We start from the raw sequence: 14,680 nt of genomic DNA on the forward strand, positions 1-14,680 counted from the left end.
TATCCTGCCCGATGGGGATCCGCACGTGTTTCCCATGACCCCGTGGCACTGGAGGACTGAACCATGGCTTCGCACCCCAAGGGCGACTTCGACCTCTCCCGGGCGGTCTGGCAGCGGGCCGAAGGCGACACCTCCGAGAGCGCCGTCGAGGTGGCCTTCGTCGACGACCTGATCGGCATGCGCAACTCCGCCGAGCCGGACGGCCCCGTGCTCGTCTTCACCCAGGCCGAGTGGGACGCCTTCGTCGCCGGTGCCCAGGACGGCGAGTTCGACCTGGACTGAGCCGAGGACGCCGGTCGGGTCGGTCGGCGACACCGCCGTCGGCCCCCGGCCCGCCCCCGCGGGCGGGCCGGGCATCCCGTGGGCCGCGCGGCCCTAGTCGCCGTCGCCCCAGCCCAGCCCGCCGGGGCCGGGGGCGTGGTGGAAGCCGGGGTGGCCGGCCACGTCGACGCAGCGCTCGCCGTCCGGCCCGGACGCGCCGCAGAACAGCCGCTCGGCGTTCTGCCACGCCTCGGCCGGCGACAGCGCCGACGCGCCCAGGGCCAGCTCGGGTCGCAGCAGGCTCAGCGCCTCCGCGTATCCGACGGCGACCTCCCGGGCCGATTCCAGGTCGGGCGCGGTGAAGCCGAGGTGCACGGTGAAGAACCGGCCCGGCCGGGCCGGGCGGCGAGGCGGCGCGATCAACGGGGCGCCGGCCGCGTCCCGTGTCGCGCCGAGCGCCCCCAGCGCCTGCCGCTGCCGCCAGTACGGCGGCCTGTTGTCCCGCATGGGTCCTCCCGTGGCGATCGTGGACGCGGCCCTCCCCCAGGTGACCCGCCCGGGTTCCGGCCCGGCTGCCTGCCGTCGGCACGCCGTCGGCGGCCCGACCGGACCGCTCCCCCGAGCCAACCAGCTTTCCGCTCCCCTGGGAGGGGCCAGCGGGCGCGCCGTGCGCTGGCCCCCTCCCCTCACGTTCCGCCTGCCGCGGGATTGCGCCCGGCCGGCCTGGGTAGACGCAGAGGCATCGACGAGACCGGCCGGCCGGCAACGGCCGCCGCCCGCTGCAGGAGGCCCGATGGCGACCATCCCGACGGAGCGCAGCCCGGAGAGCTCGGTGGCGTTCCTGCGCGACGGCTACCGCTTCGTCGGCCGCCGCTGCGACCGCCACGGCGGCGACATCTTCCAGGCCCGGCTGCTGCTGGAGCGCACCATCTGCCTGCGCGGCCGCCCGGCGGCCGAGCTGTTCTACGACACCGAGCGGTTCGTCCGCGCGGGTGCGACCCCGATGCGGGCGCAGCGCACCCTGACCGGCCGGGGCGGCGTGCAGGGCCTGGACGGCGCCGACCACCGCGACCGCAAGGCCATGATCATGTCGATCATGACGCCGACCGCGGTCCGGCACCTCGGCCAACTCTTCGACGACGAGTGGCGGGCCCGCGTCCCGGCCTGGGAGGCGGGCGGGCCCGTCGTGCTGTACGACGAGGTCGGCCGGATGCTGACGCGCGCGGTCTGCGCCTGGGCGGGCGTGCCGCTGGCGGCCTCCGAGGTCGACCGGCGCACCGCCGACCTGCACGCGATGATCGAGGGGCCGGCGGCGCTCGGCCCCCGGCACTGGCGCGGCCTGCTGGGCCGCCGCCGGGGCGAACGCTGGATCGGCGGCGTCATCGACCGCGAGCGCGTCGGCACGCTCCCGGCGCCCGAGGGCAGCGCGCTGCGGGTGATCGCCGAGCACCGCGACGCCCGCGGGCGGCTGCTCCCGCGCCGGATCGCCGCCGTCGAACTGCTCAACGTGCTGCGCCCCACCGTCGCCGTCGACCGGTTCGTCGTGTTCGCCGCGCTCGCGCTGCACGACCACCCGTCCTGGCGGCAGCGGACCCGCGAGAGCGAGGAGGCCACCGAGAGCTTCGTGCAGGAGGTACGCCGCTTCTACCCCTTCTTCCCGGTGGCCGCCGCCCGGGTCCGTCGTTCCTTCGACTGGCAGGGTTACCACTTCCCGCGCGGCCGGCGGGTGCTGCTCGACCTGTACGGCACCGACCACCACCCGGAGCTCTGGCCCGAGCCGGAGCGGTTCCGCCCGGAGCGCTTCACCGGCTGGCGGGGCGACCCGTTCCGCTTCGTCCCCCAGGGCGGCGGGAACCATCTGTCCGGCCACCGCTGCGCCGGTGAGTGGATCACCATCGAGCTGATGAGGCGGGCGGTGACGAACCTGACCACCGCCATGCGCTACGACGTGCCCCCGCAGGATCTGGCGCTGAGCCTGAGCCGGATGCCGGCGCTGCCGCCCAGCGGCTTCGTGATCACGAACGTCCGCCGCACCGCCTGAGCGCACCACCCCGGCCGGTCTGGTCGGTCGGCGACCGGTGCCCGGGGACGGGCCGCCCGCTCCCGGCGCGCCGCCCGTGACCGCCCGACGGATCGGCGAACCGGTTTGACCGGCCGACATGCGGGCACCTGCTGCGGGCACCCACTGTCACCGGGAGACCCGTTGTCCTTCGACGCCAGCGAGTACGGCCGGCACGTGGCCCAAGTCCACGACGAGACGTACGCCCACCTCGCACCGGACGCCGCGACCGTCGACGACCGCGGGCTGCCGGTCGCGTACGTCCTGCCGCTGCGCTGGACCGACGACGCCGGGCTCCCCGCGCTGACCGGCTACCTGCGCTGGCTCAGCTCGCGGGTCGACGTGACCGTGGTGGACGGGTCGCCGCCGGAGCTGTTCGCCCGGCACCGGGTGGCCTGGCGGGAGCTGGTCCGGCACCTGCCACCCGATCCTGCCGTACGGGGCGTCAACGGGAAGGTGACCGGCGTGCTCACCGGCGTCGCCGCGGCCCGGCACGAGCACGTGGTGATCGCCGACGACGACGTCCGGTACGACGAGGCGGGGTTGCGCGCCGTGCACCGGCTGCTCGACCGGGTGGACCTGGTCCGGCCGCAGAACTACTTCGACCCGCTGCCCTGGCACGCGTGGTGGGACACCGGGCGGACCCTGCTCAACCGGGCGCTCGGCGCGGACTACCCCGGCACCCTGGCGGTGCGCCGGAGCACCTTCCTCGCCATGGGCGGCTACGACCCGGACGTGCTCTTCGAGAACCTGGAGCTGATCCGCACCGTGCGCGCGTACGGGGGCACCGAGGCGACACCCGCCTGGCTGCACGTACGCCGGCTGCCGCCCGACACCGCCCACTTCCTGCGCCAGCGGGTGCGCCAGGCGTACGACGACCTGGCCCAGCCGGCCCGCCTGGTGGCCTCGCTCGCGGTCCTGCCGGCGCTGGCCGCGGCGGTCGCGGCCCGGCGACCGGGGCTGCTGCTCGGCGCGGCCGGGACCACCGTGGTGCTGGCCGAGGCGGGCCGGCGCCGGGCCGGCGGCAGCGCGGTCTTCCCGCCGACCGCCGCCCTGGCGGCGCCGCTCTGGGTGCTGGAACGCGGCGCGTGCAGCTGGCTCGCCCTCGGCCGGCGACTCCTCTTCGGCGGGGTCCGCTACGCCGGCGGCCGGGTCCGGCGCGCCGCCCACTTCGACCGCACCCTCCGCCTCCGCTGACCCGCCCCACGCCTCTCCCGCGCCACGCCCACGCCCACGCCCACGCCCACGCCCACGCCCACGCCCACGCGATCTTGCACATTCTGCCCGGACATCTCCGGCCACAACGCCGCGGAAGGTGGGCACAAACTGCAAGATCGCGGCGGCCGGGAGGGCGGCGCGGGGGCGGGACGCACGCGACAGCTCGCGGCCACTCTCCGGAACGTTCCCGGGAGTGGCCGCGAGCTGCGGCGTGCGGTGGCCGGGTCGGTCAGTACCGCACCTGTTCGCGCGACTGCTGCGCCTGGTCCTTCACGTCCTGCGCGGCGGAGCGGGTGTCGTCCTTGACGGCGTGCACGGCCTCCTGCGCGGTGGACTTCACCGACTCGGTGGCGTGCTGCGCCGGCTCCCGCAGTTCCTCCTTCAGCTCGCTGGCGACCTCGCCCAGCTTCTCCTTCACCACCCCGGCGTGCCCGCCGGCCTTCTCCTTGACCTGCGTCGCCACCTGCTGCTCGCGGCGGGTGGCCGGGATGAGCGAGGAGGCGAGCCAGCCGACGCCGAAGGCGATCAGGCCGGCGGCCAGCGGGTTGCCCTCGGACTTCTGCCGGATCGCGTGCGGGGCCCGGTGCGCGGCGTCGCTGACCGTCGAAGCGGCCGAGTGCGCGGCGTCGCTGACCGTCGAAGCGGCCGAGTGCGCTCTGTCGCTGACGCCGGACGCCGCCGACGAGGCGTGGTCGCCCACCGAGTGGGCGCCGTGCTTGGTGCTGTGACCCAGGTCGGAAGCGGTTCCCATCACCTTGTCCCTCACATTCTGCAGTGCGTTGCGGGCCCGCTGCTTGCGGTCGTCGACGATGCGGGCGGGGCTGACCTTGTACGCCAGCGCGTCCACGTCGGAGCTCAGGTTGCTCCGGGTGGCTTCGATCTCCCGGCGGATCTGGTCCGGGTCGGTGCTCATCGGGTGACCTCCTGCGGGTGGGGCTTGAGCGCGTCGGGAATCCGCTGCACGCTCTCGTTGGTCTGCTTGAGGCCACGGATCCGCTCGGCGTTCTTCCTGGCCATGGAGTAGAGGACCGCGGCGATCGCGCCCCAGATGACGGCCACGATCAGCGCCGCCCAGCCGGCGTCCATCACGTTGGACAGCCCGGCCCAGAGGGCCAGCGACAGGAACAGGGCCACCATGTAGCCGCCGAAGCCGGCGCCGCCGAAGAAACCGGCGGCCTTGCCCGCCTTCTTGCCCTCCTGGCGGATCTCGGCCTTGGCGAGTTCGACCTCCTGCCGCATCAGGGTGGACAGGTCGGTGGTGACCTGACGCATCAGCTCACCGATCGAGCTGCCCCGGACCTCGTCCGCGTCGTGGGGATGGTGACCGGAGTTCAGCCCCGACCCCTGCGTCGGCACGCTCATGCCGCCGCCTCCCTTCGGATGACTCGTGGGCTCACGGACGGGTCCCGCTCGACGGCACGCCCGGCAGCGGGTCGGTCCGGGTCACCGGCGGCAGCGGCTGACCGACGCCACCCGCCGGGTCGGCGTAGCCGGTGGTGGTCTGCGGATCGGCGTACGCGCCCGGGGCCGGCTCCAGGTAGCCACCCGGCGGCACGGCGTCCGGCACCGCACGCGCGGCCGGCGTCGTCGGGATGACCGCCGTCCGGTCCGGGTCGTAGCCGGCACCCGAGCCGTACGCGGAGTGGCCGTTGCCGCCCTGGCCGTCGCCGGCGGCGGAGATGTTCCTGGTCAGCCGGCCGGCGAGCACGCCCAGCACGGCGGCGCCGACGAGGAAGGTGCCCGGGTTGCGGCGGGCGTAGTCCCGCACCTCGGCGATGATGTCGCCGGGCTCCCGCTCCTCCAGCCAGCCGGCCACGCCGTGCACCCGGTCGGCGGCCTGGCGGGCGATCTCGCTCACCGGCCCGGCCTGACCGCCCTGCTCGGCCATCGAGCGCATCTCGTCGGCCAGCGAGCGGAGCCCACCGGCGGCACGCCGCTGCTGCTCACCGGCCTGGCTGGCCACCTGGCTGCGGGCCTCGCCGTAGAGGTTGCGCGCCTGGCGGGTCGCCTCGCCGACGACCTCCCTGCCCTGTTCCTTGGCCGTCCCGGCGACGGCGCCGCCGGCATGCTTCGCCTCCGACCCGACCTGGCGGGCCTGCTCGCGGACGCCGCCGCCGTTGGTCGACTCCTGCCCGTACGTGGAAGTCGTGGGTGACAGATCGTAAGTCATGATGTCCCTTCCGCTCGGAAAGTCGTCGCGGTTGTGCTGGGGGGATGCGACCGGCCGTTGCTGCCGTCGCCGCCTCTGACCTACCCTCCGTCGCCGCTTCCATACCTCGTTCGTGACTTCTCCTGCGGCCCGTCCCGGGAGGACTACAAAATGGAGGATCGTCGGGCCGGACGCCGATGCCATCACGGACAGTGACGGTCGGTCGCCGCGACCCGCGCCGCGGGCAGGGCGTTCCGCGGGTCCACGGAGGTGACATCGATGGCACGGAACGCACGCGGCGCCCCATCGGGACCGAAGCCCGCGGTGCAGTTCGCCGCGGTGGCCGCGGCCGGGATCTTCACCCTGGTCGGGGTGCTCGGGTTCATCCCCGGCGTCACCACCGACTACGGCGACATGACGTTCGCCGGTCACCACTCCGAGGCCCGGCTGCTCGGCCTGTTCCAGGTGTCGATCCTGCACAACGCGCTGCACCTGGGCTTCGGGCTGGCCGGGCTGGTGCTGGCCCGCACCGTCGCCGGGGCCCGGGTCTTCCTCGCCGGCGGCGGCGCGCTCTACCTCGGCCTGTGGCTGTACGGCTTCGCGATCGACCGGGAGACCGTGTTGAACTTCATCCCGGTCAACGACGCCGACAACTGGCTGCACCTGGCCCTCGGCTTCGGCATGCTCGCCCTCGGGCTGCTGCTGTCCAACCAGGTCGGCACCGGCGGCCGTCTGGACAGGCCCTTCGACCGCCCCTGACCGCGGAGGCCCGGGATCGCGACATGGAGGTCGTCATGCTCCGCCGGCTACGGGACCACGCGCTGACGATCTCGATGTTCGGCGCCTTCCTCGTCTTCCTCGCGTTGCAGAGCGTGTTCGGCTGGCACGCCCGCAACGAGGAGTTGACCGATCTCGGCGCGGCGCCCGTGGCCTGGCCGGCGTACCTGCGCAGCGGGCACTTCGCCGAGGCCGTCTTCGAGAACTGGGAGTCCGAGTTCCTCCAGATGGGCGGCTACGTCCTGCTCACCGCGTACCTGGTGCAGCGGGGCTCGGCCGAGTCGAAGCCCGTCGGGCAGACCGACCGCCCCGAGGACGACGAGCGACGCGCCACCCCCGACTCACCCTGGCCGGTGCGCGTCAGCGGCCTGCCGCTGGTGGTCTACCGGAACAGCCTCTCGATCGCGCTGCTGCTGATCTTCGCCGGCTCGTTCCTCGGCCATCTGCTCGGCGGTACGGCCACCTACAACGAGGAGCAGGCGCTGCTGGCCGGCGCGCCACCGATCGGCGTCCGGGAGTTCCTCGGCACCAGCGAGTTCTGGTACCAGTCGATGCAGAACTGGCAGAGCGAGTTCCTCGCGGTCGGGATGTTGATCGTGCTGAGCGTCTTCCTGCGTCAGCACGCGTCGCCGGAGTCGAAGCCGGTCACCGCCGCGCACTCGCACACCGGCGACTGACCGGCCGGCCGGCGCCGGGCGCGGGCGCCGTCAGGCCGGCACGCGCAGCCGCTTGGCGAAGCAGACGCTGTACGGGTTGCTCACGTACTCGCCGTACACCGGGATCGGCTCGTACCCGCACGAGGTGTAGAGCCCGATCGCGGCCGGCAGGTACGTGCCGGTCTCCAGGCAGACCACCGCGTGCCCCTGCCGGAAGGCCAACTCCTCCAGCGCGGCCAGCAACTGCCGGGCGATGCCCCGCCCCCGGTACGCCGGGCGGACGTACATCCGCTTCAGCTCGCCGGTGCCGTCGTCGAGCGCCTGGATCCCGCCGCAGGCGATCGCCCGCCCGTCGGCCACCACCACGAGGTAGCGGATGTCGTCGTGGGTCACGGTCGCCTGGCCGTCCAACCCGCCGTCCGCCTCACGCAGCTCGCGCTGCTGGGCGGTGACCAGGGCGTCGATCTCCGGATCCGTGGCGGGGCGGGACTCGATCAGCATCAGGCCACGCTAGGCGGCGCGGATTTCGGGCAGGTTTCCGGCAGTCGACCCGCTCACGGAGCACGACGAGCTATTCGGCGTCGCCCTCCCCGACCCCGTCGTACGGGCCGACCTCGTCCGACGGGCCGGCCTCGACCTCGTCGGCCGGGCGCTGCCGGCGGGCCTTGCGGGCCGCCAGCCGCTCCGCCGCGGAGGCGCGGGTCGACTTCTCCTCCAGCCGGACGTCCGTGCCCCGGTTGCCCGGGACGAAGTCGGCGCCGGCGTAGAGGGTCGGCTGCCAGTCGAACTCGCGGTCGCCGATCCGGACGAGGTCGCCCGGCTCCGCGCCGGCCTTCCCGAGCTTCTCCTCGACGCCCAGGCGCGCCAGCCGGTCGGCCAGGTAGCCCACCGCCTCGTCGTTGTCGAAGTTCGTCTGCCGCACCCACCGCTCGGGACGGACGCCGCGCACGAGCCAGCCGCCGTCCGGCGCGGCCTCGATCGTGAAGCCGGCGTCGTCGACCGCCCTCGGCCGGATCACGATCCGGGTCGGCTCGGCCGGCGGCGCGGCGCTGCGCGCCTGCTCCACCAGCTCCGCCATGGCGTACGTCAGCTCCTTCAGACCCTCCCGGGTGGCCGCCGAGACCTCGAACACCCGGAAGCCGCGCTCCTCCAGGTCGGGGCGGACGATCTCGGCCAGGTCCCGGCCGTCCGGCACGTCGACCTTGTTCAGCGCCACCAGCCGGGGCCGGTCGGCCAGGCCGCCGTACTCGGTCAGCTCGGCCTCGATGGTGTCGATGTCGGCCACCGGGTCCCGGCCGGGCTCCAGGGTGGCGGTGTCGATGACGTGCACCAGCACCGAGCAGCGCTCGATGTGCCGGAGGAATTCCAGGCCGAGGCCCTTGCCGGTGGCCGCCCCCGGGATCAGGCCCGGCACGTCGGCGACCGTGAAGGTGTGGTTGTCCACCCGGACCACGCCCAGGTTGGGCACCAGGGTGGTGAACGGGTAGTCGGCGATCTTCGGCTTGGCGGCGGAGATCACCGAGATCAGCGACGACTTGCCGGCCGACGGGAAGCCCACCAGGCCGACGTCGGCGACGCTCTTGAGTTCCAGCACCACGTCGAGCTGCTCGCCGGGCTCGCCCAGCTCGGCGAAGCCGGGGGCCTTGCGCCGGGCGTTGGCCAGCGACGCGTTGCCCCGGCCGCCGCGCCCGCCCCGGGCCACCTCGAAGGTCGTGCCGGCGCCGACCATGTCGGCCAGCACGGTGCCGTCGAGGGCCTGCACGACGGTGCCGTTCGGCACCTTCAGCACGAGGTTGTGGCCGTTCGCGCCGTCCCGGTTCGACCCGGCGCCGCCCCGGCCGTTCTCGGCCTTGACGTGCGGGCGGAAGTGGAAGTCGAGCAGCGTCGTCACCTGCGGGTCGACCACGAGGGACACGCTGCCGCCGTGCCCGCCGTTGCCGCCGTCGGGGCCGCCGAAGGGCTTGAACTTCTCCCGGTGGATCGAGACACAACCGTGCCCGCCATCGCCGGCCTGCAGGTGCAGGACGACCCGGTCAACGAACGTCGCCACGGGCGTCAATCCTTCCAGCGAGGTCGACTCCCCGCACGAGAAAAGGCGAAGCGGGCCGGGACACGAGGTCCGCGGCCCGCTGCGCCGGAGAAACTACTGCTGCGGCACGATGCTGACGGTCTTGCGACCGCGCTTGGTGCCGAACTGGACCGAACCGGCGGCCAGCGCGAAGAGCGTGTCGTCTCCGCCACGGCCGACCAGGTCACCGGGGTGGAACTTGGTGCCGCGCTGACGGATGAGGATCTCACCCGCGCTGACGACCTGACCACCGAAGCGCTTCACGCCGAGCCGCTGGGCCGCGGAGTCACGACCGTTGCGCGAGCTGGACGCACCCTTTTTGTGAGCCATCTGAGGACGACCTACTTCCCGCTGGAGATGCCGGTCACCTTGACCTGGGTCAGCGGCTGACGGTGACCCTGGCGCTTGTGGTAGCCGGTCTTGTTCTTGAACTTGTGGATCCGGATCTTCGGGCCCTTGGTGTGCGCGGCGATCTCGCCGGACACCGCGACCTCGGCAAGCTTCGCCGCGTCGGTCACCAGGTCGTCACCGTCGACGAGGAGCACCGCGGTGAGCTTCACCGCGTCGCCGGGCGCACCGGCGAGCTTCTCGACCTCGATCACGTCGCCCTCGGCGACCTTGTACTGCTTGCCGCCGGTCTTGACGATCGCGTACATCGGAGGCGGACTCCCTGTCGTTGAGGCTGCTGGCGGGTGTTCCCACGGCGGCTCGCCGGGTAGCAGAGGCACGGCGGCGCGGGCGCGCGGGAACTCGGCACACCAAAGTGCGCCGCAGGCAAGCGTACGCCATGGGAGGGCCGACGCCCAAACCGGCCCCGCAGGTCAGCGGGCGCAGAGCTGGTCGAGCCGCTGCCGGAGCCGGTCCAGCTCGGTCTCGTCGATCGCGTCGACGTCGGTGCCCAGCGTGCCGACCTCGGCCGCCATGTCCGCGAGCAGCGTCTTGAGCTGGGCGTCCTCGGCCCGGCCCGACTCCCGCCGCAGGGCGGCCCGCCAGTCGGTCAGCGCCTCGGAGATGCGCTTGCGGGCGGTTTCGGCCGCGGTGCCGTCGTTCGCCCCGACCGCCGCGACCATCTTGCCGAGTTCCTCGACGTACGTCCGCACGGCGGTGTCCCCGGCCGCCTGCGCGGCGGCGCACACCTCGGGGGCGTTGCCGCCCGCCGCCCCGCTGCCGGCCCCCGGCCCGCCACCCGGCCCGCCACCCGGCCCGGTGCCCGTCGCCCCGCCGCCCGGACCGCCGGTGGGCCCGCTCGACGCGGCGCCCGAGGCGGCCGGCTCCGGCCGCTCGGCCGCGCACCCGGCGCCGGTGAGCAGGACAGCGATGACCGTGGCGACGGCGAGCAGACGGCGCATAGTTCTTCTCCTGACCGGGTTGGCCGATCGTGGCCGGGGATCGACCATACGACAAGGCCCCCTCCCCGGGACATTGCCGGGAAAGGGGCCCTGCCAAACGCCGGGCTGCTCAGCCGGTCACGGCCGGGTGCGCCGCCGCGCGCCGCTGCGCCGGGACCGGCGCCGGCCGGAGCCGCCCTCCGGCTCGTCGCCGTCGGTGTCGGCCAGCGCGTCCGGGTCGTCCGGGGCGGCCAGCCGGGCGGACTCGCCCGTCTGGCTGTCGGCGATCTCCGGCGCGGCGGGGGTGTCCGTCTCGTAGCGGGACAGGTCGTAGCCCATGGTGTCGTGGTAGTCGGCGTCCGGGCTGGTCGCGGTGTCGGGCTCGGTGACCTCGGCCACGGTCCGCTCGGCCGGCGCGCTCTTGCGGGCCCGCTTCCGGGACGCCCCGCCGCCCTGCTCGGCCGCCGGGGCGGCGACCGCCGAGGCGACCGCCTTCACCTTCTCCCCCGCGCCGCCGCCGGAGCGCGGCTTCTCCGGCACCGGCTCGGTGTGGATGATCAGGCCCCGGCCCTTGCAGCACTCGCACGTCTCGCTGAACGCCTCCAGCAGGCCCGCGCCGATCCGCTTGCGGGTCATCTGCACCAGGCCGAGCGAGGTGATCTCGGTGACCTGGTGCTTGGTGCGGTCCCGCCCCAGGCACTCGGTCAGCCGGCGCAGCACCAGCTCGCGGTTCGACTCCAGCACCATGTCGATGAAGTCGATCACCACGATGCCGCCGATGTCGCGCAGCCGGAGCTGGCGGACGATCTCCTCGGCGGCCTCGAGGTTGTTCCGGGTGACCGTCTCCTCCAGGTTGCCGCCCGCGCCGGTGTACTTGCCGGTGTTGACGTCGACCACGGTCATCGCCTCGGTGCGGTCGATCACCAGGTGGCCGCCGGACGGGAGGAAGACCTTCCGGTCCAGGCCCTTGAGGATCTGCTCGTCGATCCGGTACGTGGCGAAGACGTCCGTGGTGCCGACGTGCCGGCGCAGCCGGGCGACCAGGTCCGGCGAGACGTGCGACAGGTACGACTCGACCACGTCGTACGACTCGTCGCCCTCGATCACCAGCTCGCGGAAGTCCTCGTTGAACAGGTCCCGGACGACCCGGATGACCAGGTCGGGCTCCTCGTAGAGCAGCACCGGGGCGCCGCCCTCGGCCGCCTTGGCCTGGATGTCCTCCCACTGCGCCTGCAACCGCTTGACGTCGCGGGCCAGCTCGTCCTCGCTGGCGCCCTCGGCGGCGGTCCGGACGATCACGCCCGCGCCGTCCGGCACCAGCTTCTTCAGCACGTCCCGCAGCCGCTTGCGCTCGGTGTCGGGCAGCTTCCGGCTGATGCCGGAGGCGTTGCCGTTGGGCACGTAGACCAGGTGCCGGCCGGAGAGCGCGATGTGGCTGGTCAGCCGCGCGCCCTTGTGGCCGATCGGGTCCTTGGTGACCTGCACGAGCACCGAGTCGCCGGACCGCAGCGCCTGCTCGATCGAGCGGGCCCGACCCTCCAGGCCGGTGGTGTCCCAGTTCACCTCGCCGGCGTACAGCACGGCGTTGCGGCCGCGCCCGATGTCGACGAAGGCCGCCTCCATGCTGGGCAGGACGTTCTGCACCTTGCCGAGGTAGACGTTGCCGGCCATGGTGCCGGAGGAGTTGCGGGTGACGTAGTGCTCGACCAGCACCCCGTCCTCGAGGACGGCGATCTGGGTCCGGTCGCCGCGCTGGCGTACCGCCATCACCCGGTCGACGGCCTCCCGGCGGGCCAGGAACTCCGACTCGCTGAGGATCGGCGGCCGGGTCCGGCGCTGCTCGCGGCCGTCGCGGCGGCGCTGGCGCTTGGCCTCCAGGCGGGTCGAGCCGGAGACGCCCTGCACCTCGTCGACGGTCTTGCGCGGCTCGCGGATCTTGACGACCGTCGGCACGCCGTCGTCGGCACCCGCCTCGACGTCGCCGGCGCCCCGGCGACGGCGCCGCCGGCGACGGCGGGTCAGCGCGTCGCCGCCCTCGGCCTCCTCGTCCTCCTCGCCTTCGGCCTCTTCCGCCTCGGCCTGCGCGGCCTCCTCGGCCTCCTCGTCCTCGATGTCCTCCGCGCCGCCCTTGCCCCGGCCCCGGCCCCGGCGGCCCCGGCGGCGGCGACGGCGGGCGGCGGTGTCCTCGTCCTCTTCCTCGTCCTCGGCGGCCTCCTCGGCCTCCTCGGTCGGCTCCTCCTCGGCCTCGACGGCCTCGGCCAGCTCGACGTCGCGGCGGCCGCGCCGGCGGCGGCGGGTCGGCTCGGCCGGCTCCTCCTCTGCGGCGGGCTCCACGGCGGCGGGGGCGGGCGTGACGACCCGGGCCAGCGGCATCTCCTCCGGCTGCGGGGCCATGAAGAGCACGGTGGGCGCGGAGAGCGCGGCCCGCCGGCGGCGGGTACGCGGCTCCGGCTCGGCGGCGGCCTCCTCCTCCTGGGCGGTCGGTTCCGCTGCGGGCGCGGCGCCCGGCGGCACCTCGCCGGCGCGGGTCTCCGCGCCGCCGGCCGTGGCGGGCGGCGCGGCGGCGCCGAACTCGGTGCCGGCCTGCGGCTCGGCCCGGCCGGGCTGCTCGGCCTCGCCGGGCGCGGCCTGGGCGGCCTCGTCACCGGCGGCCGGCTCGGCGGTGCCGGCCGGGGTCTCCGCGGCCGGCTCGGCCGCCGCGGGGGCGGCCTTCTTCCGGCGGGCACGGGTGGCCTTGACCGGCTTCGCCGCCTCGGCGGGGGCCTCCTCCACCGCGGCCGACGGCTCTCCGGCGGCCTGCGCCGCGGGCTCCTCGGCCTGCGCCGTGGGCTCCCCGGTGGCCTTGGCGGTGGTGGCCTTGCGGCGGCGGCGCGGCGCCTTCGGGGCGGCGTCGAGGTCGCCGGTGACCGGGGCGAGCACCTCGGCCTGCGGCGCCTCGGCGCTGCCCGGCACGGCCTCGGTCGACGCCTGCACCGGCGCGTCGGTCTGCTCGGGCTGGTTCAGGGGCGCGGCGCGGCGCCGGGTGGTACGGCGTCGGGCGGGCGCGACCGGGGCCTGTCCCGCCTCGGTGGCTCCGGCGTCCGCCGTGCCGACGGCGGCGTTCTCCGCCCCGGCGGTGCTCCCCGCCTCGGTGGCGCCGCTCGCGCCGGTGGCGTTCTCGGTGGTGCTGTTGTCAGCGGTCTCGTCGGCCGGCTGTGAACCGGTCCGTTCGCCGCCCTCGGGCTCGTTCTCGAGCATGGACGTTCTCCAGTTCTGGCTGCCCCGGGCGCGGGTGAGCGCTGCCACGCAGGGTTGCCGCAAAAGTGTTTCCGCCGGGCACGCAGGGTGCGCGACCGCCGAAGTCTGCCTGCCTGAACGCCGACCGTCGGTCAGCGTTCACCGATGGTTGCCCCGTCGCGGTCCGCGTCCAACGGATCCGCGATCGCACCCTGCGCGGTCAACGTGCCCTGTGCCAGCCGGATCACCCTCGGGGAGACCGGCGGCTCCAGGTCGGCCACCACGCGGAGGCCGGAAAGGACGTCATCGGGCCGCACGGCGGGGGTGACCTGCCGCACGACCAGTTCGAGTATCGCACACGGTACGGCCGGGACCCCGGAAGGCGTCTCCGTCGACGCCGCGACATCGATGTGAATCACCGCTGATCGGGCGTCGAAGGTGCGCCGGCCCTGTTTGGTCATCCGCTCGACGAGCACCTCGTCCGCGGCCGTGAAGGCGGAAACCGCCCGTTCCAGGACGGCGGGGTCGACCTCGGGCAGCTCGATCCGCCAGTGCGACGCCTCGATCCGGTCGGCAAGACTCCCGCCGCCGGCCACGACGGCGTCGAGCACGTCGAGCCCCGGCGAGAGCGCGGCATCCAGGGCGGCGCGCAGCTCCTGCGGGTCGACCGGCTCACGAAGGCCGATCTCCAGATATTCGGCCTCGCTCGCTACGCCGGTGGGGGCCGCGCTGGCGTACGAGATCTTGGGGTGCGGGGTGAAGCCCTGGGAGAAGGCGATCGGCACGCCGGCCCGGCGCAGCGCCCGCTCGAACGCCCGGGCGAAGTCCCGGTGCGACGTGAAGCGCAGCGGACCGCGCTTGGCGTACCGGATCCGGACGCGCTGGACGACCGGGGCCTGGCCGCCCTCTGGCTGTGGTTTCCTACTGATCGTCGTGCTCCTCGGTGTC

The 14,680-nt window shown here is 74.4% G+C and carries 16 protein-coding genes; 5 read left to right on the forward strand and 11 right to left on the reverse strand.

All coding sequences use genetic code 11. The annotated features are described in order from the left end of the window. The first annotated feature begins 63 nt into the window (after window positions 1–63). The gene (locus ABT006_RS27060; protein ID WP_088992395.1) at window positions 64–282 is read left to right on the forward strand and encodes a DUF397 domain-containing protein; all 219 of its coding nucleotides are present in this window, start codon (window positions 64–66) and stop codon (window positions 280–282) included. Window positions 283–375: 93 nt separating this feature from the next. On the opposite strand, the gene ABT006_RS27065 is transcribed toward ABT006_RS27060, so the two are convergent. Then, a complete protein-coding gene (locus ABT006_RS27065; protein WP_350710844.1) occupies window positions 376–768 on the reverse strand; it encodes a hypothetical protein in 393 nt (130 codons plus the stop codon). A 286-nt stretch (window positions 769–1,054) separates the two neighbouring features. On the opposite strand from ABT006_RS27065, the gene ABT006_RS27070 reads away from it, so the two are divergent. Both ABT006_RS27070 and ABT006_RS27075 read left to right on the forward strand, forming a co-directional pair. Further along, window positions 1,055–2,302, forward strand: a complete 1,248-nt coding sequence (locus ABT006_RS27070; protein WP_350710846.1) for a cytochrome P450 — start codon at window positions 1,055–1,057, stop codon at window positions 2,300–2,302. Window positions 2,303–2,464: 162 nt separating this feature from the next. Continuing rightward, complete coding sequence (locus ABT006_RS27075) at window positions 2,465–3,517, forward strand: glycosyltransferase family 2 protein (protein WP_350710848.1); 1,053 nt, start codon at window positions 2,465–2,467, stop codon at window positions 3,515–3,517. 250 nt (window positions 3,518–3,767) lie between these two features. Here ABT006_RS27075 and ABT006_RS27080 read toward each other — a convergent pair whose 3' ends face one another. The 3 genes from ABT006_RS27080 to ABT006_RS27090 are packed head-to-tail and all read right to left on the reverse strand — an operon-like array spanning window position 3,768 to window position 5,708. Further along, on the reverse strand, window positions 3,768–4,451 hold the full coding sequence (locus ABT006_RS27080) for a DUF3618 domain-containing protein (protein WP_350710850.1): 684 nt from the start codon (window positions 4,449–4,451) through the stop codon (window positions 3,768–3,770). Then, complete coding sequence (locus ABT006_RS27085; protein ID WP_350710852.1) at window positions 4,448–4,900, reverse strand: phage holin family protein; 453 nt, start codon at window positions 4,898–4,900, stop codon at window positions 4,448–4,450. The genes ABT006_RS27080 and ABT006_RS27085 overlap by 4 nt, the downstream gene beginning before the upstream one ends. A gap of 31 nt (window positions 4,901–4,931) precedes the next feature. Continuing rightward, complete coding sequence (locus ABT006_RS27090; RefSeq protein ID WP_350710854.1) at window positions 4,932–5,708, reverse strand: hypothetical protein; 777 nt, start codon at window positions 5,706–5,708, stop codon at window positions 4,932–4,934. A 258-nt stretch (window positions 5,709–5,966) separates the two neighbouring features. On the opposite strand from ABT006_RS27090, the gene ABT006_RS27095 reads away from it, so the two are divergent. After that, window positions 5,967–6,446 carry a DUF4383 domain-containing protein gene (locus tag ABT006_RS27095; RefSeq protein ID WP_350710856.1) on the forward strand — a complete coding sequence of 160 codons (480 nt, stop codon included), beginning with the start codon at window positions 5,967–5,969 and terminating at the stop codon, window positions 6,444–6,446. 23 nt (window positions 6,447–6,469) lie between these two features. Next, complete coding sequence (locus ABT006_RS27100) at window positions 6,470–7,141, forward strand: DUF6766 family protein (RefSeq protein ID WP_350710858.1); 672 nt, start codon at window positions 6,470–6,472, stop codon at window positions 7,139–7,141. 30 nt (window positions 7,142–7,171) lie between these two features. Here the strand turns inward: ABT006_RS27100 and ABT006_RS27105 are convergent, their stop codons facing one another. The 7 genes from ABT006_RS27105 to ABT006_RS27135 all read right to left on the reverse strand — a co-directional run bounded on the left by ABT006_RS27105 (window position 7,172) and on the right by ABT006_RS27135 (window position 14,604). Next, complete coding sequence (locus tag ABT006_RS27105) at window positions 7,172–7,621, reverse strand: GNAT family N-acetyltransferase (RefSeq protein WP_350710860.1); 450 nt, start codon at window positions 7,619–7,621, stop codon at window positions 7,172–7,174. 70 nt (window positions 7,622–7,691) lie between these two features. Next, on the reverse strand, window positions 7,692–9,170 hold the full coding sequence (gene obgE, locus ABT006_RS27110; RefSeq protein WP_350710862.1) for a GTPase ObgE: 1,479 nt from the start codon (window positions 9,168–9,170) through the stop codon (window positions 7,692–7,694). A gap of 93 nt (window positions 9,171–9,263) precedes the next feature. Continuing rightward, window positions 9,264–9,518 (reverse strand): 50S ribosomal protein L27, encoded by a 255-nt coding sequence (gene rpmA, locus ABT006_RS27115; protein WP_013288010.1) that lies wholly within the window; start codon window positions 9,516–9,518, stop codon window positions 9,264–9,266. A gap of 11 nt (window positions 9,519–9,529) precedes the next feature. Next, window positions 9,530–9,844 (reverse strand): 50S ribosomal protein L21, encoded by a 315-nt coding sequence (gene rplU, locus ABT006_RS27120; RefSeq protein WP_088982529.1) that lies wholly within the window; start codon window positions 9,842–9,844, stop codon window positions 9,530–9,532. A 165-nt stretch (window positions 9,845–10,009) separates the two neighbouring features. Then, window positions 10,010–10,537 (reverse strand): hypothetical protein, encoded by a 528-nt coding sequence (locus tag ABT006_RS27125; protein ID WP_350710865.1) that lies wholly within the window; start codon window positions 10,535–10,537, stop codon window positions 10,010–10,012. Window positions 10,538–10,654: 117 nt separating this feature from the next. Beyond that, entirely contained in the window at window positions 10,655–13,753 is a 3,099-nt protein-coding gene (locus ABT006_RS27130) for an Rne/Rng family ribonuclease (RefSeq protein ID WP_350710867.1), read from the reverse strand. Between the two features lie 131 nt (window positions 13,754–13,884). After that, window positions 13,885–14,604 carry a TIGR03936 family radical SAM-associated protein gene (locus tag ABT006_RS27135; protein ID WP_350710910.1) on the reverse strand — a complete coding sequence of 240 codons (720 nt, stop codon included), beginning with the start codon at window positions 14,602–14,604 and terminating at the stop codon, window positions 13,885–13,887. Window positions 14,605–14,680: the final 76 nt, after the last annotated feature.

It is taken from the genome of Micromonospora sp. NPDC002717 (assembly GCF_040295705.1).
Lineage (GTDB): Bacteria > Actinomycetota > Actinomycetes > Mycobacteriales > Micromonosporaceae > Micromonospora.